This window comes from Roseovarius sp. 217 (genome assembly GCF_000152845.1).
Classification (GTDB): domain Bacteria; phylum Pseudomonadota; class Alphaproteobacteria; order Rhodobacterales; family Rhodobacteraceae; genus Roseovarius.
In genome coordinates this window covers 3,713,704-3,734,314 of record NZ_CH902584.1, presented here as the reverse complement: position 1 = coordinate 3,734,314, position 20,611 = coordinate 3,713,704, and the positions used below count along the sequence as shown (strand labels likewise).

Annotated in this window: 22 protein-coding genes and 1 tRNA gene; 5 read left to right on the top strand and 18 right to left on the bottom strand. The window is 60.8% G+C overall.

The genetic code is table 11. From position 1 onward, the window contains the following. Nucleotide 1: 1 nt before the first annotated feature. Nucleotides 2-316, bottom strand: coding sequence for a phosphoribosyl-ATP diphosphatase (locus ROS217_RS17900; RefSeq protein ID WP_009819208.1), 315 nt, complete (start codon nucleotides 314-316; stop codon nucleotides 2-4). Further along, the gene (hisF, locus tag ROS217_RS17895) at nucleotides 313-1,077 is read right to left on the bottom strand and encodes an imidazole glycerol phosphate synthase subunit HisF (RefSeq protein WP_009819207.1); all 765 of its coding nucleotides are present in this window, start codon (nucleotides 1,075-1,077) and stop codon (nucleotides 313-315) included. The genes ROS217_RS17900 and hisF overlap by 4 nt, the downstream gene beginning before the upstream one ends. A gap of 102 nt (nucleotides 1,078-1,179) precedes the next feature. On the opposite strand from hisF, the gene ROS217_RS17890 reads away from it, so the two are divergent. Continuing rightward, nucleotides 1,180-1,632 (top strand): DUF302 domain-containing protein, encoded by a 453-nt coding sequence (locus ROS217_RS17890; protein WP_040651683.1) that lies wholly within the window; start codon nucleotides 1,180-1,182, stop codon nucleotides 1,630-1,632. 19 nt (nucleotides 1,633-1,651) lie between these two features. On the opposite strand, the gene hisA is transcribed toward ROS217_RS17890, so the two are convergent. Continuing rightward, nucleotides 1,652-2,374: a 1-(5-phosphoribosyl)-5-[(5-phosphoribosylamino)methylideneamino]imidazole-4-carboxamide isomerase gene (gene hisA / locus ROS217_RS17885; protein WP_040651680.1), complete on the bottom strand. Its 723-nt coding sequence runs from the start codon at nucleotides 2,372-2,374 to the stop codon at nucleotides 1,652-1,654. Nucleotides 2,375-2,507: 133 nt separating this feature from the next. On the opposite strand from hisA, the gene ROS217_RS17880 reads away from it, so the two are divergent. Together ROS217_RS17880 and ROS217_RS17875 are read left to right on the top strand one after the other, a co-directional pair. Continuing rightward, the gene (locus ROS217_RS17880; RefSeq protein ID WP_009819204.1) at nucleotides 2,508-2,897 is read left to right on the top strand and encodes a DUF2147 domain-containing protein; all 390 of its coding nucleotides are present in this window, start codon (nucleotides 2,508-2,510) and stop codon (nucleotides 2,895-2,897) included. Nucleotides 2,898-2,965: 68 nt separating this feature from the next. Further along, on the top strand, nucleotides 2,966-3,400 hold the full coding sequence (locus ROS217_RS17875; protein ID WP_009819203.1) for a VOC family protein: 435 nt from the start codon (nucleotides 2,966-2,968) through the stop codon (nucleotides 3,398-3,400). Between the two features lie 31 nt (nucleotides 3,401-3,431). Here the strand turns inward: ROS217_RS17875 and ROS217_RS17870 are convergent, their stop codons facing one another. The 4 genes from ROS217_RS17870 to ROS217_RS17855 form a co-directional block, all read right to left on the bottom strand. After that, complete coding sequence (locus ROS217_RS17870) at nucleotides 3,432-4,382, bottom strand: glutaminase (RefSeq protein ID WP_009819202.1); 951 nt, start codon at nucleotides 4,380-4,382, stop codon at nucleotides 3,432-3,434. Then, complete coding sequence (hisH, locus tag ROS217_RS17865; RefSeq protein ID WP_009819201.1) at nucleotides 4,383-5,021, bottom strand: imidazole glycerol phosphate synthase subunit HisH; 639 nt, start codon at nucleotides 5,019-5,021, stop codon at nucleotides 4,383-4,385. It lies immediately after the preceding gene. Nucleotides 5,022-5,024: 3 nt separating this feature from the next. Then, nucleotides 5,025-5,612, bottom strand: a complete 588-nt coding sequence (hisB, locus tag ROS217_RS17860; protein ID WP_009819200.1) for an imidazoleglycerol-phosphate dehydratase HisB — start codon at nucleotides 5,610-5,612, stop codon at nucleotides 5,025-5,027. 122 nt (nucleotides 5,613-5,734) lie between these two features. Beyond that, a tRNA-Gly gene (locus ROS217_RS17855) sits at nucleotides 5,735-5,809 on the bottom strand. A gap of 207 nt (nucleotides 5,810-6,016) precedes the next feature. Between ROS217_RS17855 and ROS217_RS17850 the strand changes: the two genes are divergently transcribed. After that, entirely contained in the window at nucleotides 6,017-6,343 is a 327-nt protein-coding gene (locus tag ROS217_RS17850; protein ID WP_009819199.1) for a DUF1330 domain-containing protein, read from the top strand. 62 nt (nucleotides 6,344-6,405) lie between these two features. On the opposite strand, the gene ROS217_RS17845 is transcribed toward ROS217_RS17850, so the two are convergent. The 8 genes from ROS217_RS17845 to ROS217_RS17810 all read right to left on the bottom strand — a co-directional run bounded on the left by ROS217_RS17845 (nucleotide 6,406) and on the right by ROS217_RS17810 (nucleotide 15,599). Next, on the bottom strand, nucleotides 6,406-7,977 hold the full coding sequence (locus ROS217_RS17845) for a GMC family oxidoreductase (protein WP_009819198.1): 1,572 nt from the start codon (nucleotides 7,975-7,977) through the stop codon (nucleotides 6,406-6,408). Between the two features lie 27 nt (nucleotides 7,978-8,004). Continuing rightward, nucleotides 8,005-8,529 carry a hypothetical protein gene (locus ROS217_RS17840; RefSeq protein WP_009819197.1) on the bottom strand — a complete coding sequence of 175 codons (525 nt, stop codon included), beginning with the start codon at nucleotides 8,527-8,529 and terminating at the stop codon, nucleotides 8,005-8,007. 56 nt (nucleotides 8,530-8,585) lie between these two features. Continuing rightward, nucleotides 8,586-8,981, bottom strand: coding sequence for a VOC family protein (locus ROS217_RS17835; protein WP_009819196.1), 396 nt, complete (start codon nucleotides 8,979-8,981; stop codon nucleotides 8,586-8,588). A gap of 89 nt (nucleotides 8,982-9,070) precedes the next feature. Further along, nucleotides 9,071-9,364 carry a ribbon-helix-helix domain-containing protein gene (locus tag ROS217_RS17830; protein ID WP_198134900.1) on the bottom strand — a complete coding sequence of 98 codons (294 nt, stop codon included), beginning with the start codon at nucleotides 9,362-9,364 and terminating at the stop codon, nucleotides 9,071-9,073. Between the two features lie 133 nt (nucleotides 9,365-9,497). Further along, entirely contained in the window at nucleotides 9,498-9,887 is a 390-nt protein-coding gene (locus tag ROS217_RS17825; RefSeq protein WP_009819194.1) for an MAPEG family protein, read from the bottom strand. A 16-nt stretch (nucleotides 9,888-9,903) separates the two neighbouring features. After that, the gene (locus ROS217_RS17820) at nucleotides 9,904-10,704 is read right to left on the bottom strand and encodes a phosphodiesterase (RefSeq protein WP_040650723.1); all 801 of its coding nucleotides are present in this window, start codon (nucleotides 10,702-10,704) and stop codon (nucleotides 9,904-9,906) included. A 161-nt stretch (nucleotides 10,705-10,865) separates the two neighbouring features. Beyond that, nucleotides 10,866-14,306, bottom strand: coding sequence for a pyruvate carboxylase (gene pyc / locus ROS217_RS17815; protein ID WP_009819192.1), 3,441 nt, complete (start codon nucleotides 14,304-14,306; stop codon nucleotides 10,866-10,868). Between the two features lie 153 nt (nucleotides 14,307-14,459). Then, nucleotides 14,460-15,599: an alpha-hydroxy acid oxidase gene (locus ROS217_RS17810; protein ID WP_198134899.1), complete on the bottom strand. Its 1,140-nt coding sequence runs from the start codon at nucleotides 15,597-15,599 to the stop codon at nucleotides 14,460-14,462. A gap of 109 nt (nucleotides 15,600-15,708) precedes the next feature. On the opposite strand from ROS217_RS17810, the gene ROS217_RS17805 reads away from it, so the two are divergent. Further along, on the top strand, nucleotides 15,709-18,048 hold the full coding sequence (locus ROS217_RS17805) for an ATP-dependent helicase (RefSeq protein WP_009819190.1): 2,340 nt from the start codon (nucleotides 15,709-15,711) through the stop codon (nucleotides 18,046-18,048). Nucleotides 18,049-18,144: 96 nt separating this feature from the next. On the opposite strand, the gene ROS217_RS17800 is transcribed toward ROS217_RS17805, so the two are convergent. From ROS217_RS17800 to ROS217_RS17790, 3 genes are read right to left on the bottom strand one after another with little or no spacing between them, the layout of a single operon-like run. Next, nucleotides 18,145-19,287 carry a saccharopine dehydrogenase family protein gene (locus tag ROS217_RS17800; protein ID WP_009819189.1) on the bottom strand — a complete coding sequence of 381 codons (1,143 nt, stop codon included), beginning with the start codon at nucleotides 19,285-19,287 and terminating at the stop codon, nucleotides 18,145-18,147. A 14-nt stretch (nucleotides 19,288-19,301) separates the two neighbouring features. After that, nucleotides 19,302-19,550 carry a SemiSWEET family sugar transporter gene (locus ROS217_RS17795; RefSeq protein WP_009819188.1) on the bottom strand — a complete coding sequence of 83 codons (249 nt, stop codon included), beginning with the start codon at nucleotides 19,548-19,550 and terminating at the stop codon, nucleotides 19,302-19,304. After that, nucleotides 19,551-20,606, bottom strand: a complete 1,056-nt coding sequence (locus ROS217_RS17790; RefSeq protein WP_009819187.1) for a saccharopine dehydrogenase — start codon at nucleotides 20,604-20,606, stop codon at nucleotides 19,551-19,553. It abuts the gene before it with no gap. Between the last annotated feature and the right edge of the window lie 5 nt (nucleotides 20,607-20,611).

Here is a 20,611-nt window from a genome sequence, read left to right as displayed (position 1 = left end):
CTTAGTCTTTCGAACGAGAGGCTTTTTCTGCGATTCCAGAGCTGCCCTGACGGCGGTCCAGTTCGACCATCACATCAGATAGGGCGACGTTGCGCGATTGCAGCATGACGAGAAGATGAAATAGGACGTCGGCGGCCTCTGACGTGAGACGGGTTCTGTCGCCTTTAACGGCCTCAATGATTGCCTCAATCGCTTCTTCCCCGAACTTCTCGGCACATTTCTCGGGGCCTTTGGCCAACAGCTTTGCTGTCCAACTGCTCTCGGGATCTGCGCTTGCGCGCGCGGCGATGGTACGGGCGAGATCGTCAAGCGTCATGCGGCCAGCCTCATGGGAATGCCAGCGGCGGCCATATGCGCCTTGGCCTCTGCAATGGTGTAGGTGCCGAAATGAAAGATCGAGGCGGCGAGGACGGCCGAGGCATGGCCTTCGGTCACGCCTTCAACGAGGTGGTCAAGTGTGCCAACGCCTCCTGAGGCGATCACGGGAATATGCACCGCATCGGCAATCGCACGTGTGAGAGGGATGTTGAAGCCGGCGCGTGTGCCGTCGCGGTCCATCGAGGTCAACAGAATTTCACCTGCGCCTTTGGCTGCAACCGTTCGCGCGAAGTCCACCGCGTCAATGCCCGTGGGCCTGCGCCCGCCATGGGAGAAAATCTCCCATCTGCCGGGGGATACGGTCTTGGCGTCGATGGCTACAACGATGCACTGGCTGCCAAACTGATCGGCCGCACGGGCTACGACATCGGGATCAGCCACGGCAGCGGAGTTGAAGCTGACCTTGTCCGCCCCTGCGAGGAGCAGAGCGCGTACATCCTGCGCACTGCGCACGCCGCCCCCTACGGTCAACGGAATATAGCAGTGTTCAGCAGTGCGCCGGACCACATCGAACATTGTGCCGCGATTCTCATGCGTGGCGTGTATGTCCAGAAAGCAAAGCTCATCTGCCCCCGCTGCATCATAGGCACGCGCGGCGTCGACTGGATCGCCTGCATCCCGCAGATCGACAAAGTTTACACCTTTGACCACGCGGCCATCGGCAACATCGAGACAGGGGATGATACGGGTCTTGAGCATTTTACCGCTGTTACAAAGATTTCACGCCGTTGTTTATGGGCAAATCGGTTCACATGCCAGAGGATATGACCCATAAAAGAGTTGCAAATGAAGGAGTTTACCATGAAGCGTTTTCTTGTCGCAGCCGCGATAACTCTCACTGCGTTTCCTGCACTCGGTGATGAAGATGACATCATCAAGGTCAAATCCACCAGTGACGTCGCAACGACCATGGACCGCTTGGAGGCGGCCGTCACCGGTGCTGGGGCCACGGTCTTTGCACGGGTGGATCATGCGGAAGGTGCCGCAAGTGTGGATCTGGCGCTTGATCCTTCACAAGTGTTGATCTTCGGCAACCCGAAAATGGGTACGGCGGCGATGCAGGATGACCCGGTGGCAGGGCTCTTTTTGCCTATGAAAGTGCTGGTTTATCAGGATGGCGCGGGCGAGACATGGCTCGTCTATCAGGACCCCGAGGATATGTTTGAAGACACCGGGATCAACGACGACGCTGACTATATCAAGATGATGACCGGCGCGCTTGGGAAACTGACGGCCAAGGCCGCAGAACAGTAAGCGACAGCCTTGGCCGCGTTCAGCCCCTGAGCGCGGCCAAGGCTGCCGTGAGGTCGAGTGCTCCATCATAGAGCGCGCGACCCGAAATGGCCCCATTCAGCGTCACGCCACAATCGCGCAGCGCGATCAGGTCTTCGAGCGACGATACGCCGCCCGAGGCAATGACCGGGATGCTGACAGAACGGGCAAGCGCCGCCGTCGCCTCGACATTGGGGCCCTGCATGGCCCCGTCGCGGTTGATGTCGGTGTAGATGATCGCCGCCACCCCGGCATCCTCAAAGGATCGTGCCAGATCGGTCGCGTCAACATCGGTCTCGGTGGCCCAGCCCTTGGTCGCCACACGGCCACCCCGCGCGTCAATCCCCACCGCCACCTGCCCCGGAAAGGCGCGCGCGGCCTCGCGCACGAGGGCGGGATTCTCCACCGCTATTGTTCCAAGAATCACCCGGGCCAACCCCTTGTCGAGCCAGCCCTCAATGGTCGCCATATCTCGGATGCCGCCGCCAAGTTGTGCAGGCACTTTGCAGGCGGCCAAGATCGCCTCGACCGGTGCCGCGTTGACCGGCGCCCCGGCGAAGGCACCATTAAGATCCACCAGATGCAGCCATTCGCAGCCCGCGGCGACAAAGTCCAAAGCCTGCGCTGCCGGATCTTCATTGAACACCGTCGCGCGCTCCATATCGCCACGCACGAGACGCACGGCCTTGCCGTCCTTGAGGTCGATTGCAGGATAGAGGATCATCGCGGGGCCTTTCATCTTTGGGTGTCCGGCCTTTGGCATGAGAGCGGGAGAAATGCAACGCGACCCGACGTCAGACTTGATTTGTGCCATGCCAATGGCACAGGTTTCCTGCGGATGTCAGGGAGGAACAGACATGCGTAAACTGGTGATGATGACGGTGGTGTTCACGATGGGGGCCGGGATGGCGATGGCTGAACCGCTCTTGGGAACGTGGCGCACCGCCAAGGATGACAACGGCCATTCCGGGTTGATCGTGGTTGCGCCCTGTGGTGCAAAGCTCTGCGGAACGTTGGTCAAATCTTTTGATGTCGACGGCAAGGAGATGGAAAGCAAGAATATCGGTCGTCAGATCATTTCCGAAACCGCCCCTACTGGCGACGGGGAATACAAGGGCAAAGTCTATTCGCCCGACCGCGACAAGACCTATAATTCCAAGCTGCAATTGACCGGCGAGACGCTCAAGGTTAGTGGCTGCGTTCTGGGTATTTGTCGCGACGGAGGCACTTGGCAAAAGGTCAAGTAAGCGCGACGTCGCATTGCATTCGCGAGGGGACGGTTTGGTCAGATCTGCATCTGCGTTATGATGTCACCATGATGGATCACAACCTTCCCTTCGCCACGCCGCCAGCCGCACTTCTTGAGGCGGCCCTCTACGTGTCGGATATTGACGCGGCAGAGCGGTTTTATGGTGACATCCTCGGGCTCGATCCGATCGTGCGGGTTGGAAATCGCCATGTGTTTTACCGAGTGGGTGCCGGCATCCTGTTGATCTTCAACCCCGAAGAAACGTGTAAACCACCAAACAATCCCGAACTGCCAGTCCCGGCGCATGGCGCCCAAGGGCCGGGCCATTTCTGTTTTGCGGTCGAAGGGCTGGCGCTCGATGATTGGTGTGCACGACTTGAGGCTGCAGGTGTCGAGATCGAGGCGGATTTTCACTGGCCGAACGGGGCACGATCCCTCTATTTTCGCGATCCAGCGGGGAATTCCATTGAAATGGCAGAGCCGCGTTTGTGGGAGAAATAGGCGTTCAGTGGCTGAGTTTTGAGATCGGCCCTTATCCGTCAGTCTGCCGGGTGTCGGGCCCGAAGACCGACCAGCCTGTGCGCGACGCGAGCCGCTCCATTGCTTCGGTGCCAAGCTTGGAGTTGCCGTAGTGATTGAGCCCCGGCGACCAGACCGCAATCGAGGCGATACCCGGCACGATCGACAGGATACCGCCGCCCACTCCGCTCTTGCCCGGCAGCCCCACACGAAAGGCATAGTCGCCTGACCCGTCATAATGCCCGCAGGTCATCATCAACGCATTGATTCGACGGATACGCGCCTCTGACACCAGTCGCGGTGCCCCAGCCCCACCAACCAGAAAGAGCCCTGCATTGGCCAATTGCGCGCAGGTCATCTCGACCGCGCATTGGTGAAAATACGTACCAAGGGTCAAGTCTGGGGCGTTCTTGAGGTTTTCGTGCGAGCTCAGGTAGTGGGCGAGCGCAAAATTGCGGTGACCGGTCGCAATCTCGGATTGCGCGACGCGCTCATTGATGTGAATCGCCTCGTCCCCCGCTGCGGCACGGATGAATCGCAAAAGTGCACCAAGGGCCTCTCGCGGGGTTGACCCTTGCAAGACCGCATCGGTTGTGACGATAGCGCCCGCGTTGATGAACGGGTTGCGTGGATAGCCTTTTTCCAGTTCCAAAAGCAGCATCGAGTCAAACGACAGCCCCGATGGCTCACGTCCGACTCGTGACCAGAGCCTGTCTCCTAGTTTGCCAAGCGCAAGCGCCAGCATGAACACCTTTGACACAGATTGGATGGAAAACGGCACATCCACATCACCCGCAACCAGCGGCGGTTGGCCGGGGCGAGCAACGGCTATGGCGAATTGGTCGGGGTTCACCCCAGCCAGCTCTGGAATGTAGTCCGCCACCTTGCCCCGGTTCTCAGAGGCCCGGGCAATCTCCGTGATCTCATCCAGCACAGTCTGGAGCGCGGCAGCTGCGCGAGGCATTCAAGGTTTCCAGCGCAGGAAATTGGCAATCAGTCGAAGGCCGGTTTGCTGGCTTTTCTCAGGGTGGAACTGCGTGCCGACGATCGTATCGCGTCCGACAACGGCGGTGATTGCCTCAGCATAATCAACATGCGCCAGAAGATGTGCCGGGTCGGTCACGCGGAAGTGGTAGGAGTGCACGAAATAGGCGTGATCGCCGGTACTAACTCCGTCAAAGATTGGGTGCGGGTTGTCAATCACCAGGTCATTCCAGCCCATATGTGGCACCTTGAGCGCGGGATCAGATGGCTCAATGTGCTCGACCGCCCCCCCAATCCAATCGAACCCGGCTGTTTCCTCATATTCCATTCCGCGCGTTGCCAACATCTGCATGCCGATGCAAATCCCCATGAAGGGGCGGGCCTGCGTAATCACTGCGTCCTCTATAGCCTCAAAGACACCGCGGTGATCATAGAGCGCCTTGCGGCATGCGGGAAATGCGCCGTCCCCCGGTAAAACGATCCGGGTTGCGGCGCGGATGACATCGGGGTCTGAGGTGACGATGACAGTGCCCGCGCCGGTCTCGGACGCCATGCGCTGAAACGCCTTTTCAGCCGAGTGCAGGTTGCCACTCTCGTAGTCGACGATGACAGTGGTCATGTGTCAGAGACTGCCTTTGGTAGAGGGAATCGCATCCGCTTTGCGCGGATCGGTCTCAACCGCCTCGCGCAGACTGCGCGCTACCGCCTTGAACGCGGCCTCTGCCATGTGGTGGCTGTTGATCCCGTGCAGCGCGTCCACATGCAGCGTGATGCCGCCATGGGTGCTGAGGGCCTGAAAGAACTCACGCACGAGTTCGGTGTCGAATGTCCCGATCTTGGGCGTGGGCAGGTCCATGTGCCACACCAGATAGGGTCGCCCCGACAGATCAAGTGCCGCGCGCACCAGCGCGTCATCCATTGGCAACAGACAGGCTCCGTAACGGCGGATGCCACGTTTGTCTCCGAGGGCCTGCGAGAGCGCCTGACCGAGAGCGATTCCCACGTCTTCGACCGTGTGGTGATCGTCAATGTGCAGGTCGCCAGCACATCGTATTGTCATGTCGATCAAAGAATGCCGCGCGAGTTGATCCAGCATGTGATCAAAGAACCCCACGCCGGTCTGAGTGTCATAGCGACCGGAGCCGTCAAGATTGACGTCAACGGTGATGTCGGTTTCGGCGGTCTTACGGGTGATTGTGGCGCTGCGCATGGGGCCTCCGTCAAGCTTTTGTGGCTCTATACTGCGCTCTGCGGTGCAGGCCAAGCGCCAAGCGCGGAATGTCACGATCCCCCCGGCGGATCGCCCCAAATTTCTTTAATTGTAAGGAAATTTGGAGCGGGCGAGGCGATTCGAACGCCCGACCCTAACCTTGGCAAGGTTATGCTCTACCCCTGAGCTACGCCCGCATCCTTGGGTGAGGCGTGATCTATAAACTCTGGCGCGCGGCTGCAAGAGGAAAATTGCCAGGGACCGTAAATTTTTGTCGTCAACTTGAATGGGTCAGGTGCGACGTAAGTAGGATGGTCAAAAAGCCCCGTAATTTCCTGGAGCATGCTAGGCTCGCTCGGCGTTTGGGTCGTGGGAAGAGGGCCTGCAATAGGAGGAGGAAACGCATGCCAGCCTATCTAATCGCGCAGGTGAAGATCACGAATGATGCCTGGGTGCCGGACTATGCTGCTAGGACGCATGACATCGCGGCAAAACACGGAGGACGGTATCTGTCGCGTAGCGCCAATATTGAGACCTTGGAAGGACTCGCGCCTGATACCACTCTTATCGCGCTGATTGAGTTTCCGTCGGCTGAGGCTGCGCACGCCTTTGCACATGACCCTGAGTATGCTCCGCTCGCCAAATCCCGTCAGGCGGGGAGCGAGGGACATTTTTGGGTGATAGACGACACGGACGCCGCCGGTTCCATCTCCTATCTTCCAAAAGGCTAAGCCCATTTCCCCCGGCGCCTCGGGGAGAGTCTGAGGCACCGGGGGAGGGACGGGGCAACCGATCAGAGGTTGCCGCGTGTGAGTTCACCTGCAATGTGATCCGCCTGCCGCATCGCAAGAGCCACGATCGTCAGCGTCGGGTTTTCCGCAGCACCCGTGGTGAATTGCGAGCCATCCGAGACGAAGAGGTTGGGGATGTCATGGGTTTGCCCCCATTTGTTCACCACCCCGTCGCGCGGGTTTTCAGACATACGGTTGGTCCCGAGATTGTGGGTCGAGGGATAGGGCGGCGTCGGGAAGGTGCGCGTGGCCCCCACGGCCTCGTATACCGCGATGCCACGGCTATAGGCATGATTGCGCATCGCGACGTCATTGGGATGGTCGGAGAAATGCACATTGGCCACGGGTAGGCCCCACTGATCCTTGACGTCATGGTTGAGCGTGACGCGGTTGGTTTCCTGCGGCATGTCTTCGCCCACAATCCACATACCGGCCATGTTCTCGTATGCGTCGAGCGCGGTGGTGAACTCGCGGCCCCACGAACCGGGGTCGAGGAACGCCGCCATGAAGGGCAGGCCGAGTGCCAGCGTTTCCAGCTCATAGCCGCCCACAAAACCGCGCGAGGGATCGTGCCGCGCTTCGTCCTGAATGATGCCCGCCATGGTCGTGCCGCGCCACATCTTCACCGGCTTGTCAAACACGCCGTAAACCGAGCCGGTCATGTGCCGCATGTAGTTGCGGCCCACTTGACCCGAGGAATTGGCAAGCCCATCGGGGAACATCGACGAGGCAGAGTTGAGCAGTAGCCTGGGCGATTCGAACGAATTGCCCGCGACGCAGACGGCACGCGCCATTTGCATCTGAAGGTTGCCGGCCTCGTCGAAATACTCGACACCCGTCACCTTGCCGCTGTCGTCATGCAGGATACGCGCGACATGCGCCTTGGAGCGGACCTCGAGATTGCCCGTAGCCTCGCCGCGCGGGATGTCTGTGTAGGCCGATGACCATTTCGCGCCCCATTTGCAGCCCTGAAAGCAGAAGCCCGTCTGCTGGCAGGCCATGCGCCCGTCATAGTCCTCAGAGTTGATGGCCATGCGCCCGGTGTGGACTTCTTTGTAACCAAGCGCCTTGGCGCCTGCCTCGAATACCTTGTAATTATTGTTCCCCGGCAGTCCAGCCAGATTGTTGGTGCGGGTCACGCCCAGTTTTGCCTCGGCCTTATCATACCACGGGGCCATTTCGGCCGCGTCGATGGGCCAGTCGAGCAGATTTGCCCCCTGGACGGGTCCGTAATTGGTCTTGGCCTTCCATTCATGGTCCTGAAACCGGATCGAGGCCCCGGCCCAGTGGGTTGTGGTGCCGCCCACCGCCTTGACGATCCAGGCGGGTAGGCCAGAAAAATCCTTGGCCACGCGCCAGTCACCGGACGTTGTGCGTGGATCGAGCCAGGCCAGTTGCCCGAAACTTTCCCATTCGTCGTTGATGTAATCTTCCGGCAGATAGCGCCCGCCCGCCTCAAGCGCCACCACGGACACGCCGCGTTGCGCCAGTTCGTTAGATAGCACACCGCCGCCCGCGCCGGTGCCGATGACGACGATCACAGAGTCGTCGTTAAAATCAAAAGGTGCAGCCATAGTCTTTCCTCCCTCGATGGCTATGGCCTAAAGCCAATTGATGTCGTCAAAGCCGCGGTTGATGTAACCGCCTTGGCTAAAGGACTCGCCCTCATAGCCAAAGAGCGGCCAGACCGCCTTTTGATTATAAAGCCCTGTCACTAGCCCGCCCCGGATCTGTTGAAAGAACGCGCTGTCCTCAATGCTGCGCAGGATGTCCACGCGGTCACGCTCCCAGCCGACGCTGAGATAATCGGCGTGACCTTTGCCCTGTGCTACGGCGTTGAGGCCTGCGATCCCGGCCTCTACGGCTTCGGCCGCCTCTGCCGTGTCATAGCCCTTGACCGCGATGGCGTAGTATTCATCGGCCAGATGGTCATGCGGATAGATATCGCGCGCCATCTGGATCAGCGCCGCCATGGTCTCGGGCTTGAGCGCTTGGGTCTCGAGCGCCCAAGCGGCATCGGTGCTGGCGACAAAGCCCGTTCCGACGACAAAGCTTGCGCCCGCCGCGATAGATCGCGAGAGCAACTCGCGCCGGTTAAGCCCCTTGCGGGGTTTGGTGTCAGTCATGTGTTATCCTCCCATGCAAAAAATGGGCGCGTCCCTCCCCGGACGCGCCCTTGCTCTCATTTGAAACGCCCGCCGCGTTCCAGTACTTCGATTTCGTAACCATCAGGATCTGCGACAAAGAAAAACTTGCCCACGAGTTTGCCGTCAGGGGCGAATTCCACGATCTTACGCGGACTCAATCCCTCTGCCTCGAATCGTGAATGCTCGGCGGCAAGATCTTCCACAAGCACGGCGAGATGACCGTAACCATCGCCACGGTCATATGGCTCGGTGCGTCCCTTGTTGATGGTCAATTCCACCTCAAAGGGGCTTTCGTTATTCGACATGTAGACGAGGGTGAATTTTTCGAAATCCAGCCGGTCCGCAACGCGCAGCCCAAAGGCCCGAGAATAGAAATCAACTGACCGCGCCTCGTCGAGAACGCGAATCATGCTGTGAATGGCTTTGGCCATCATGCCCTCCGAATACTGTATTTGGTTCGGAAAAGTTACCAAAGCAGAGGCAGGGCGGGTAGTAAGGGGATACTACGCCTTGATTTGTCTTACTCCGCCGCCATATGGCGTGCCTCGGCCTCCAGCGGGTTTTCGCGGTGCACTAGGCAGGTACAGCGCAAGAGCGACGTGAAATTGGCAGGCTCGCCGTGCAGTTCCAGCACTTCGGCATGCAGTTTCGACACGAAACCGGGGGTCGTCAGCCCCTCGCTCTCGGCGATTTCGTCGAGGATACCCCAAAAGGATTTCTCCAGACGGATGCTGGTGCTCTGGCCATTCAGGCGCATGCGGCGCGTGACCAACTCATAGCGGTCGGGGTCTTGTCCGGCAAAAATTCGGCACATGATCAGGTCCTCCCTCATCCGGGTCGCGGCAGGGACGCGTGCGACGCGGATCTCAGTACGTTCTAGGATGATGGACGATTTTTGCCAGCAGGGAAAGTCTTCTGCGCCGTCACGGCCTGCACGCTGACATCCGTCATAGCAACGCGTGACCGATATTGGCAAGCGCGCTGAGGATCAGCATGGCAAAGGTCAGCACCACTCCGGCACTGCGCATCGGCATGATCTCTGGCGTGCGCCCAAATCCCACTGCATGCAGCACCCGCCCCAAGAGCAGCATCAAGCCCAGCAGATGAACAACCCATCCCGGCGCGCCCTGAAGTTCGGCCATGCCCAGCAGGATCAGGCCGAGCGGGGCGTATTCGGCGCAATTGGCCTGCATCCGGATGCGGCGGATCAACAACTTCTCCCCGCCATCGCCCAAAGAAACATTGGTTTTAAATCGGGCGGCGATGACCAGCACGCTCAGGAGGACGAAGAGAAGGCCGATGAGGCCCGCGTAAAGAGGGCTGATGGCAAGGGACATGCGCTGTGCTTTCTGGTCAGGAATAGGTTGCGGAACGGGCCGGGGGCAGGGTGAAATCCTCAGTATGGAAAATCACCCCTGTCTCGGTCAGCAACAAGAGGCCATAGGCACCCGGCTCGTCAATTGAGAGGCTCGTGTCCTGAGCGTCCAGCGCCATGGGCATCTGGTGACAGGGGCTCTTGAGGATGGCGGTGGGAATGCCCCCTGCCGACCCCAGCACCGTGCGGTGAACATGGCCCGATACGATCTGAACGACATTACCCGCCGCCTTGAGCCGCGCAATGAATTCGGCCCGGTTGCGAAGGCCAATGGCATCCATCCCGGCAAAGCCCGTGTCGATCGGCGGGTGATGGGTAAAGACAATGACCGGGCGGGTGTCCGCCTCAGCCAGACTGTGCTCCAGCCAGTCAAGCCGCACGGGGCAGAGCCAGCCCGAGTGCAGATCCGAAGCCGTCTCATCCAGTGTGTCGAGACAGATCAGCCGATGTGTCCCGATGTCGGCATGATGCTGGATATGCCCTGTTTCCATGCGCATGGCCTCGGGAAAGGCGTCTAGAAATGGTGCGCGGCGGTCGTGATTGCCCAGCATCAGGCTGACGGGCAGGGGGCAATCCGCGAGTGCCCCGCGCAGGCGAGCGTATTCCTCGGGTGCGGCGCGGTGGGTCAGGTCGCCACAGAGCACGATCCGGGCAGCATCAGGGTGTCGCGTCAGCGCGTGCGCAAGTCCTTGGGTAAAGCGCGCGAAGGGATCGAGGCCGATGATGGACTGGCCTTGGGCAACGATGTGAATATCAGTGAAGACGAGTATTTTCTGCATGGCGCGGCCTGTCACGGGGCATATGGCGCGTAGCATGGCCGAATTGACGGGATTGCAAAAGGGCTTTCGGTGGTGTCGCCTGCCTGTCATCCTCGGGCCTGACCCGGCGATCTCTTGCGGGGAGAGACCCTCGGGACAAGCCCGAGGGTGACAGGGAGGCGTTACTCCAGTTCCACCAGCAGATCCTTCGCGTCGATCTGGCTGCCGGGCTGGACATGCACCGCCTTGACGGTCGCGTCCCGCTCGGCGTGCAGGCCGGTTTCCATCTTCATTGCCTCGATGGTCAACAAGAGATCGCCTGCTTTGATCTTTTGCCCCGCCTTGACCGCGACCGTTGCCACGGCACCGGGCATTGGCGCGCCGATGTGGTTGGCGTTGCCCAATTCCGCCTTGGGCCGGGCAGCGACCTTGTCCTTGATCCGCCGGTCGGGCACGCGCACGGTGCGCGGCTGACCATTGAGTTCAAAGAATACCCGCGCTTCCCCGTCCTCTTGCGTCTCGCTCACCGCGACCAACCGGATCTCAAGGGTCTTGCCAGGGTCGATTTCGGCGGTGATTTCCTCGCCGGTTTCCATCCCATAAAAGAAGGTGCGTGTGGGCAGGGTGCGCACGGGCCCGAATTGAGCGTGACGCTCCATGTAATCGGCGAAAACCTTGGGATACATCAGGCTGCCCATCAGGTCTTCGTTGTCGATCTTCTTGCCAAAACGCTCGGTCAGTTCTGCAAGCCGCGCGTCCAGATCCTCGGGCGGCAACAGCGTGCCGGGGCGCACGGTGATGGGCTCTTCGCCCTTCAGCACCTTCTTGACGATGGCGGGGGGGAAGCCGCCCGGTGCCTGTCCCACATAGCCCTTCATCAGTGTGATCACCGAGTCGGGAAAGCTAACCTCGGTCGTAGGGTCGAGCACGTCCTCACAAGTCAGGCCTTGGCTCACCATCATCAACGCCAGATCGCCCACCGTCTTGGCGATCGGTGTCACCTTGATGACATCGCCGAACATCTGGTTCACATCGGCATAGGTGCGCGCGATGTCGTGCCAGCGGTCCTCCATCCCCATCGAGCGCGCTTGCGCCTTGAGGTTGGTAAACTGCCCGCCGGGCATCTCGTGCAGATAGACCTCGGAGGTGGGCGACTGCATCCCGCTCTCGAAAGCGGCGTAATGGTTGCGCACCGATTCCCAATAGTTCGAGATGTGCCGGATGGCGGTAATATCGAGGCCCGTGTCGCGCGGCGTGTGGCGCAGCGCCTCAATGATCGTGCCAATCGTCGCCTGAGAGGTATTGCCCGAGAGCGAATCCATGGCGCAATCTACCGCATCCACCCCGGCCTCGGACGCCGCAAGGATCGTCGCCCCGGCGATGCCCGCTGTGTCATGGGTGTGGAAATGCAGCGGCAGGCCCACCTCTTCCTTGAGCGCCTTGAAGAGCACGCTCGCCGTGGCTGGTTTCATCAGCCCGCCCATGTCCTTGATGCACAGGATATGCGTGCCTGCGGCCTTCAGATCCTTGGCCATTGAGAGGTAGTATTTCAGATCATACTTGGAACGCGCCGGGTCCAGCATGTCTCCGGTGTAGCAGATCGCGGCCTCCAGCACCTTGCCCGAGTCGAGCACGGCATCCATGGACACGCGCATGTTCTCGGCCCAGTTCAGCGGATCGAAGACGCGGAAAATATCAACGCCGCTCTCGGCCGCTTGTTTGACAAAGGCCGCAACCACATTGTCGGGATAGTTGGTATAGCCCACCCCGTTCGAGCCGCGCAGCAGCATTTGCGTAAGCAGGTTGGGCATGGCGGCGCGAATGTCGCGCAACCGTTGCCAAGGGCATTCGTCAAGGAAGCGGTAGGCCACGTCAAACGTCGCGCCACCCCAGCATTCGACCGAAAACAACCCTGGTAGATCATGGGCGTAATTGGGCGCGATGCCGATCATGTCGATCGAGCGCATCCGCGTGGCCAAGAGCGATTGATGACTGTCGCGCATGGTTGTGTCGGTGATCAAGAGATGCTTTTGCGCCGCCATCCAGTCGGCCACGGCCTGCGCGCCCTTTTGTTCAAGGATCTGCTTTGGGCCATCCTTGATCTCGGGGTTGGTTGGGCGCGGCGCGCGCGGCAGTTTGAGATCGGCGGCTGGGCGGGTGCGCCCCTCGACCTCGGGATGCCCATTAACTGTGATGTCGGCGATATAGCTCAGAACGCGCGTGCCGCGATCCCGCCGCTTGGCGAATTTGAACAGCTCCGGCGTCGTATCGATGAATTTAGTCGTGTAGGTATTGTTCAGGAATGTCGGGTGCTTGAGCAAGTTCTCGACAAAGGCGATGTTGGTGCTCACGCCGCGAATACGGAATTCGCGCAGGGCACGGTCCATGCGGGCAATCGCCTGTTCGGGCGTGGGTGCCCAAGCCGTGACCTTGGTCAGCAGGCTGTCATAATAGCGCGTGATCACACCCCCCGCATAGGCGGTGCCGCCATCAAGGCGAATGCCCATGCCGGTGGCCGAGCGATAGGCGGTGATGCGGCCATAATCGGGAATGAAATTGTTGAGCGGGTCCTCGGTGGTGATCCGGGTCTGGAGCGCGTGGCCATGCAGGGTGATGTCATATTGGCTGGCCTTGCCGGTCGCTTCCATCAGGCTCTTGCCCTCGGCGATCTTGATCTGAGCCTGCACGATGTCGATGCCGGTCACAGCCTCGGTTACGGTGTGCTCGACCTGAACGCGCGGATTGACCTCGATGAAATAAAATTTGCCGGTGTCCATATCCATCAGGAATTCGACGGTGCCCGCACATTCATAGTTCACATGCTTGCAGATCTTGTAGCCAAGTTGACAGATTTCCTCTCGCTGCGTCTCCGACAGATACGGGGCAGGGGCACGCTCGACCACCTTTTGGTTGCGGCGCTGCACCGAGCAGTCCCGCTCAAAGAGGTGATACATATTGCCATGTTTGTCGCCGAGGATCTGAACCTCGACATGGCGCGCGCGCAGGATCATCTTTTCCAGATAGCCCTCGCCATTGCCAAAGGCCGCCTCGGCCTCGCGCCGCCCTTCTCGGACCTTATCCTCTAGCTCGCTCTCGTTCTCGATGGGGCGCATGCCGCGCCCGCCGCCGCCCCAGGATGCCTTGAGCATCAAGGGATAACCGACCTCCTTGGCCTGCTTGCGGATGGCCTTCATGTCGTCGCCCAGAACTTCGGTGGCGGGGATGACCGGCACGCCAGCTTCAATCGCCACGCGTCGCGCACTTGCCTTGTCGCCGAGTGCGCGCATGGTTTCGGCTCGCGGCCCGATAAAGGTGATGCCCGCCGCGTCGCAGGCATCGACAAAGGCCGGGTTCTCGGACAGCAGGCCGTAACCGGGGTGGATCGCATCCGCCCCCGAGAGCTTGGCCACGCGGATTATTTCCTCGATCGACAGATAGGCCTGAACCGGCCCCATGCCCTCGCCGATGCGATACGCCTCATCCGCCTTGAACCGGTGCAGCCCGAGCTTGTCCTCTTCGGCAAAGACAGCGACGGTTTTCTTGCCCATTTCATTGGCGGCCCGCATGATGCGGATGGCGATTTCGCCCCGGTTGGCGATGAGAATTTTCTTGAAGTCGGCCATGCCTGTCCCCCCGGTTTATCAGTTCTGGCGGCGCGACAGTCTATGCCGCATTGCAGCGCTGCATCCTTGTAAGATTTGTGAAAGGTTTGTGCAATCCGGCAAACTGGGTATTCACCGGCAAGGGAAATTTCCTGTCCCGACGGGTGGTCGGCCCTACCCGTTAGGGATCAGCCGCGACCGCACATCCCAGAGCGTGCGCGTGCCCAACTGGCCCATGTTGGCGCGCAGGTCCTCGGCCAGAATATCCGCCAGATGCGCCGGGCCAATCTCGCCCAAGGCACCAAGCGCATAGTGCCAGCCACGCCCCAACATGACGAAATCCGCCCCAAGGGCAATGGCGCGCAGCACATCGAGCCCGCCCTCGATGCCGCCATCCATGATCACGGGCAGGGTGGTTGCGGCGCGCACTTCGGGCAACGCCTCGATGGTGGCGGGGGCGGCGTCGAATTGGCGGCCTGCATGGTTCGAGATCCAGATCGCGTCCACGCCCGCTTTCTCGAGCGCTGCCGCGTCGTCGCCGCGCAGCACTCCTTTGACCACAAGGGGCCCATCCCAAGCATCGCGTAGCCACCGCAGATAGTCCCAGTCGGGCGAGGTGCGCAGCAAATAGCCCGCATGCTTGTTTGACGGCAGGCCCTTGGTCTGGCCAGCGTAATCGTCAATCAGCCGCATGCGCGGCATGCCAAGCCGCGCGGTGCCAAGCGCCCATGTCGGACAGCGCGCGACCTGCGCCAAAAGGCGCGGGGTCAGTTTGGGCGGCTGCGTGAGGCCAGAGCGCACCTGCCGTTCGCGGCGGCTGCCCACGGGCACATCCACAGTCAGCACAAGTACCGAGAACCCGGCGTTGCGGGCGCGGTTCAGCATGTCGGTGCGAATGCCCGTGTCTCGCGGCGGATACATCTGGAACCAGCCATTGCCGTTCAGATGCGGCCCGATATCCTCTGGCTTTTGACTGGCCACGGTCGAGAGGCCATAGGGAATGCCCACCTGCGTTGCCGCCCGCGCCAAGAGCCGCTCGGCATCGGGCCAGATGAGGCCCGACATGCCCACCGGCGCGATGCCTACTGGAAGCGCATGGATCTGGCCCAAGAGAGGGGCCGTGATATCGGGCGTGAATTCGCCGTGCAGGATCGATGGGCTCAGCCGCACCTGATCCAGCATCAGACGGTTGCGCGCCTTGGTCGCCTCGGTGCCGGTGGCACTGTCTAGGTATTCCCAGACGAAATGCGGAATGCGCCGCGCCGCGCGGGCGCGCAGATCAGACAGGGCGGGATAGGTGGCATGCAGGGTCATGGCGCGCATTTGCGCGGGTTTTCAGGGGCTTGTCCAGAGGGCAGATGTGGGTGGAACAATCCCCGAACATCTCTTTAACTCTCGCCGCCTCCGCGCTATTGTCACGGGCATGAACAGATTTGACGAATCCGATGCCTTTGAGGGCGCCAGCCTCTCGGCGCGTGCCATGGCGGCGCGGCCCGCGCCCTATCTTGATGACCTCAACCCCGAACAGCGCCGCGCGGCGGAAACGCTGGATGGTCCCGTGCTGATGCTCGCAGGGGCGGGGACGGGCAAGACCAAGGCGCTGACCACGCGCATCGTGCATCTGATGAACACCGGGCGCGCGGGGCCCGGCGATATCCTAGCCGTGACCTTTACCAACAAGGCCGCGCGCGAGATGAAAGAGCGTGTAGGCCGCCTCTTGGGCCAGCCCGCCGAGGGGATGCCGTGGCTGGGCACCTTTCACTCGATCTGCGTCAAGCTCTTGCGCCGTCACGCTGAACTGGTTGATCTCAAATCGAATTTCACCATTCTCGACACGGATGACCAACTGCGCCTGCTCAAACAACTGGTGCAGGCGTCGGGCATTGACGACAAACGCTGGCCGGCGCGGATGCTGGCCGGGATCATCGATCAATGGAAGAACCGCGCCTGGACGCCCGACAATCTACCCGCCTCTGAGGGGAGCGCCTATGATGGCAAGGGGCCGGCGCTCTACCGGCAGTATCAAACCCGCCTGCGCGAGCTGAACGCGGTCGATTTCGGCGACCTGCTGCTGCATGTGGTCACGATCTTTCAAAAGCACGACGATGTGCTCAGGCAATACCAGCGTTGGTTCCGCTATATCCTCGTGGACGAGTATCAGGATACCAACGTCGCGCAATATCTCTGGCTGCGTCTCTTGGCGGGGGGGCACAAGAATATTTGTTGCGTGGGTGATGATGATCAGTCGATCTATGGCTGGCGCGGGGCCGAAGTGGGCAATATCCTGCGGTTCGAAAAGGATTTTCCCGGTGCGGCGGTGATCCGGCTGGAACAGAACTACCGCTCGACGCCGCATATCCTAGCGGCGGCTTCGGGCGTGATTGCGGGCAATCGGGACCGGCTGGGCAAGGAGCTGTGGACGGAGGCCAAAGAGGGCGAGAAGGTACGCCTGATCGGTCATTGGGACGGCGAGGAAGAGGCGCGCTGGATTGGAGAAGAGGTAGAAAGCATGCGGCGCGGTACACGCGGCATGCGGCCCTATTCGCTGGATGAGATGGCGATTCTCGTGCGCGCCAGCCACCAGATGCGTGCCTTTGAGGATCGGTTTTTGACCATCGGTCTGGCCTATCGCGTGATCGGCGGCCCGCGGTTTTATGAGCGTTTGGAAATCCGCGACGCCATGGCCTATTTCCGTCTTGTGGTATCGCCCGCCGATGATCTGGCCTTTGAGCGGATCGTGAACACGCCCAAACGCGGGTTGGGCGACAAGGCGCAGCAAAAAATTCAGGTGACAGCTCGTCAGAATGGTGTGCCGCTGGTCGAGGGCGCGCGGATATTGCTCGAGGATAAAGGGATAACCGGTAAAGGTGCTGCTGAGTTGCGCCGTTTCATAGACGGGCTTGCGCGATGGGGCCGGATGGTAGGCGATGCCGAGTTCAGCCACATTGAACTGGCTGAAATGATCCTTGACGAGAGCGGCTATACCGAGATGTGGCAACTCGATAAGACGCCCGAGGCACCCGGGCGGCTCGAGAACCTAAAAGAATTGGTGAAGGCTCTGGAAGGGTTCGAGAACCTGCAAGGTTTTCTGGAACATGTGAGCCTCATCATGGACAATGAGGCGGGCGAAGACGGCGAGAAAATCACACTCATGACACTGCACGCCGCCAAGGGGCTGGAGTTTCCGGCCGTGTTCCTGCCGGGATGGGAGGATGGTCTTTTCCCATCGCAACGCTCGATGGACGAAAGCGGCGTTCGCGGGCTGGAGGAAGAGCGGCGGCTGGCCTATGTCGGCATAACCCGCGCCGAAGAGGTTTGCACCATATCCTTTGCGGGTAATCGCCGCGTCTATGGCCAGTGGCAATCGCAAATGCCGTCGCGCTTCATCGACGAATTGCCCGAGGCGCATGTCGAGGTTCTCACCCCACCGGGTCTTTATGGCGGAGCCTATGGTGCCGCCGCCGGCAGTGGGATTGAGAGCCGTGCTGCCGAGGCCAATGTCTACAACAGTCCCGGCTGGCGGCGACTTCAGGCGCGGGGCGGCGAACGGCCCATGAGTCAGCCAAGCGAGGCGAGGCACAGGGTTATTGAGGCTGAGGCGATTAGCGCGCACACGGTCGGCGAGCGCGTCTTTCACCAGAAGTTTGGATATGGCGCCATTATCGGGATCGAAGGCGACAAACTTGAGATCGCCTTTGACAAGGCAGGCACCAAGAAGGTCGTTGCGCGCTTCATCACGGGTGCTGATGACATGCCGTTCTGAGCGGGTGCAGCGGCCGGTTTGAGTATTTTTGCCAAGAAAAAACGACTTGGCTTTTTCTTGGCGCAAATACTCAAGCCTTACCTTGCGCCGAAACGCTCAGCCGACGTGATCCACGACCGTCAGATGCTGTGCCAGCCGTTTGACCTCGTCGAGGTAGCGCGTGACCAGCTTGGGATCATGCGGTGCCGCGCTAACGCCCGCGGGTATTTCCCGCGCCAGCACCGACTCAACGGCAAGTGAGACTGGAATCGAGACCAGCCGCGCCATCGCCGTGCCACGCGCATCGCCCCAAGCGTCCATCACATAGGTTTTATGCCAGACGGGTTTACCGGCTTTTTCCGCCTTGAGATCAACGCAGAGCACCACGCGGTCTGGCTCGCCCTCCTCGTAGGCGTTCTCTTGCCAGAACTGATCCGACATCTCCTTGAGCCGGGCATCGCCCGCGGCACCGTTGAGCGTCTCGATCTCGGCAAAGACCTCCTTCCATGCCTCTGACCAGCCATTCAGACGCAGCGTGCCGCGCACGAAATCCTTGATCCGCCAGTCGGGATCGAACCGGTAGTCGGCGATGAAGGGCAGGGAATCGCGGTTGGGGTAAACCTCGAAGATCTCGGGGTCGGGCAAAGGGGCGTCATAGCTGGAAATCGCGTCCCATGGCCGCGCGACCTTGAGCTCCGAGAAATTCCGGATTGAGCGCGAGGGCGAGCGCAGCGCCTTGAGCACGCCCAAGGGCGACCAGCTGAACTTGTATCGAAATGGGTTGGGCCGTTTCGGCACGCCGCCGCAATAGGAGGTGAAGCAGAGGTCATTGCCTGCGTCAAAGGCTGGGGAGGCGCGATATTCGGCCACCAGATGATGCGCCATCAGATGATCGATGCCGGGATCAAGACCAATTTCATTGACAAAGCGCAGCCCTTTATCGCGCGCCGCCTGATCGAGCGCGCGCATTTCAGGTGCGATGTAGGATGAGGACACAAAATTCGCACCCTTCTCAAGGCAGAGTTCCGCCAGTGGCACGTGCCAGTCACCGGGCAGCATCGAGACGACCACGTCACCGGGTTCGAGCGCCGTCGCCAGTTCATCCTTGTCAAAGGCGTGGATATTGTCGGTCAGATCGCCCACCGCCGCCCGCGCCTTGTGGGTCGAACGGTTCCAGACCGCCACCTCATGCCCCGCCTCGATCAGCCGTCGCAGGCCGGGGATGGCCGATAGGCCGGTGCCGCACCAGTGGATTGTCATGTCCGTCTCTCCTTTTACTTATAACGGAGTTTCGCCGCGACGATGCTCAGCATCGCCAGAACGGCGCAGATATTGGCCAGAATGAGAGGCCAGTCGCCGATTATCAGCCCATAGACCAGCCACAGGGAAACTGTGGTCAGAAAGAGCAGGTTCGACGGGAGCGACAGGCCCGAAGTGTCGCGCGTGGCCCAGGCCTTGATCGCCTGCGGAATCCAGCAGATCGTACCCAGAAAGGCGGCCAGATATCCGACATAGGGTGCCATTCAGATGTCGTTCATATGGGTGTGAAAGGTCTCTGCCGCGCGCCCCCAGACCCCTTGATCCAGCGTGTCGAGGGTCAGCAACGAGGCCAGCAATTGCCCGGCGTAATCCCGTGAGGATTCAACCGGCAAGAGCGAGGGCAGGTTGTCGATCGCCATCACGTCGAGCGGTGGGGCGTCATGCACGCGCAACACCGGGGCTGCCCATGAGGTCGCCGCGTCATAAACTGGCACCGGGTTGTAATCGCTGTCGGGGTCGCAGGCCACATCGCCGATCACGGTCAATTGGCGGGGCTGGTCAAGCGCGGATTTCGGCACGAAAACCGGCGTGCCGGGGCGCGCGAAGATGCAGTTGAGGAAGATATCATGCGCGAGGATTTCCGGGAAAGGCCCCCCCGATGCGGTCTCGGCCATGTCCCAGCGGGTGACGGTGACATCCATCGCTTCGCAGAGATCCGCAGCACCGGTGCCCACGCGCCCCAAGGCCCCAATGACGATGGCGCGCGGGCGGGACGCACCCGTGGCATCCAGCTGGGCGCCAAGATCGGCCAGCAGCGCGTCGCGCCCCGGATAGGTATCGACGGGCGGGCAGATCGCGCCGCCCTGTTGTGCCGTCCATGCCATGAGCGACACCGCCGCCCCCGCATAGCCCGCCCAATAGCCAAACGCGGCGACGCGGCGGCCCGTTTCATCGACGAGGTATTCCAGATCATAGAGCGTGCCGCCCCTGGCCTTGAACCGCTGCAAGAGACGTCGCCCGGCATGCTGTCCCTTGAAGGCGTGGCCGAACATGATGTGCCGATGCGGCAGGGGCGTGTCATCCTCGGGGAGTTCCTTGAGCCCAAAAATGATTGCTTCGGTAGGCGCGGACGGCCAAGAGTTCTCAGTCGCAATTTCGCAGCCCGCTGCGCGATAGCTCTCAATCGGAATGGCGCGGTTGTGGCTCTCTTCGACAGTGACACGAATGCCCTTGGTGATCAGTTGCGCCGCCCCTTCGGGCGTTAGTCCCACGCGTTCTTCATTCGGTCTTTGTTCGGCCCGCACCCAGAGATGTGTCATTACAA

Excerpts from the sequence above, each read along its gene's own strand:
- ROS217_RS17900 (WP_009819208.1), bottom strand. The coding sequence starts at position 316 with ATGACGCTTGACGATCTCGCCCGTACCATCGCCGCGCGCGCAAGCGCA.
- hisF (WP_009819207.1), bottom strand. The coding sequence starts at position 1,077 with ATGCTCAAGACCCGTATCATCCCCTGTCTCGATGTTGCCGATGGCCGC.
- ROS217_RS17890 (WP_040651683.1), top strand. The coding sequence starts at position 1,180 with ATGAAGCGTTTTCTTGTCGCAGCCGCGATAACTCTCACTGCGTTTCCT.
- hisA (WP_040651680.1), bottom strand. The coding sequence starts at position 2,374 with ATGATCCTCTATCCTGCAATCGACCTCAAGGACGGCAAGGCCGTGCGT.
- ROS217_RS17880 (WP_009819204.1), top strand. The coding sequence starts at position 2,508 with ATGCGTAAACTGGTGATGATGACGGTGGTGTTCACGATGGGGGCCGGG.
- ROS217_RS17875 (WP_009819203.1), top strand. The coding sequence starts at position 2,966 with ATGATGGATCACAACCTTCCCTTCGCCACGCCGCCAGCCGCACTTCTT.
- ROS217_RS17870 (WP_009819202.1), bottom strand. The coding sequence starts at position 4,382 with ATGCCTCGCGCAGCTGCCGCGCTCCAGACTGTGCTGGATGAGATCACG.
- hisH (WP_009819201.1), bottom strand. The coding sequence starts at position 5,021 with ATGACCACTGTCATCGTCGACTACGAGAGTGGCAACCTGCACTCGGCT.
- hisB (WP_009819200.1), bottom strand. The coding sequence starts at position 5,612 with ATGCGCAGCGCCACAATCACCCGTAAGACCGCCGAAACCGACATCACC.
- ROS217_RS17850 (WP_009819199.1), top strand. The coding sequence starts at position 6,017 with ATGCCAGCCTATCTAATCGCGCAGGTGAAGATCACGAATGATGCCTGG.
- ROS217_RS17845 (WP_009819198.1), bottom strand. The coding sequence starts at position 7,977 with ATGGCTGCACCTTTTGATTTTAACGACGACTCTGTGATCGTCGTCATC.
- ROS217_RS17840 (WP_009819197.1), bottom strand. The coding sequence starts at position 8,529 with ATGACTGACACCAAACCCCGCAAGGGGCTTAACCGGCGCGAGTTGCTC.
- ROS217_RS17835 (WP_009819196.1), bottom strand. The coding sequence starts at position 8,981 with ATGGCCAAAGCCATTCACAGCATGATTCGCGTTCTCGACGAGGCGCGG.
- ROS217_RS17830 (WP_198134900.1), bottom strand. The coding sequence starts at position 9,364 with ATGTGCCGAATTTTTGCCGGACAAGACCCCGACCGCTATGAGTTGGTC.
- ROS217_RS17825 (WP_009819194.1), bottom strand. The coding sequence starts at position 9,887 with ATGTCCCTTGCCATCAGCCCTCTTTACGCGGGCCTCATCGGCCTTCTC.
- ROS217_RS17820 (WP_040650723.1), bottom strand. The coding sequence starts at position 10,704 with ATGCAGAAAATACTCGTCTTCACTGATATTCACATCGTTGCCCAAGGC.
- pyc (WP_009819192.1), bottom strand. The coding sequence starts at position 14,306 with ATGGCCGACTTCAAGAAAATTCTCATCGCCAACCGGGGCGAAATCGCC.
- ROS217_RS17810 (WP_198134899.1), bottom strand. The coding sequence starts at position 15,599 with ATGACCCTGCATGCCACCTATCCCGCCCTGTCTGATCTGCGCGCCCGC.
- ROS217_RS17805 (WP_009819190.1), top strand. The coding sequence starts at position 15,709 with ATGAACAGATTTGACGAATCCGATGCCTTTGAGGGCGCCAGCCTCTCG.
- ROS217_RS17800 (WP_009819189.1), bottom strand. The coding sequence starts at position 19,287 with ATGACAATCCACTGGTGCGGCACCGGCCTATCGGCCATCCCCGGCCTG.
- ROS217_RS17795 (WP_009819188.1), bottom strand. The coding sequence starts at position 19,550 with ATGGCACCCTATGTCGGATATCTGGCCGCCTTTCTGGGTACGATCTGC.
- ROS217_RS17790 (WP_009819187.1), bottom strand. The coding sequence starts at position 20,606 with ATGACACATCTCTGGGTGCGGGCCGAACAAAGACCGAATGAAGAACGC.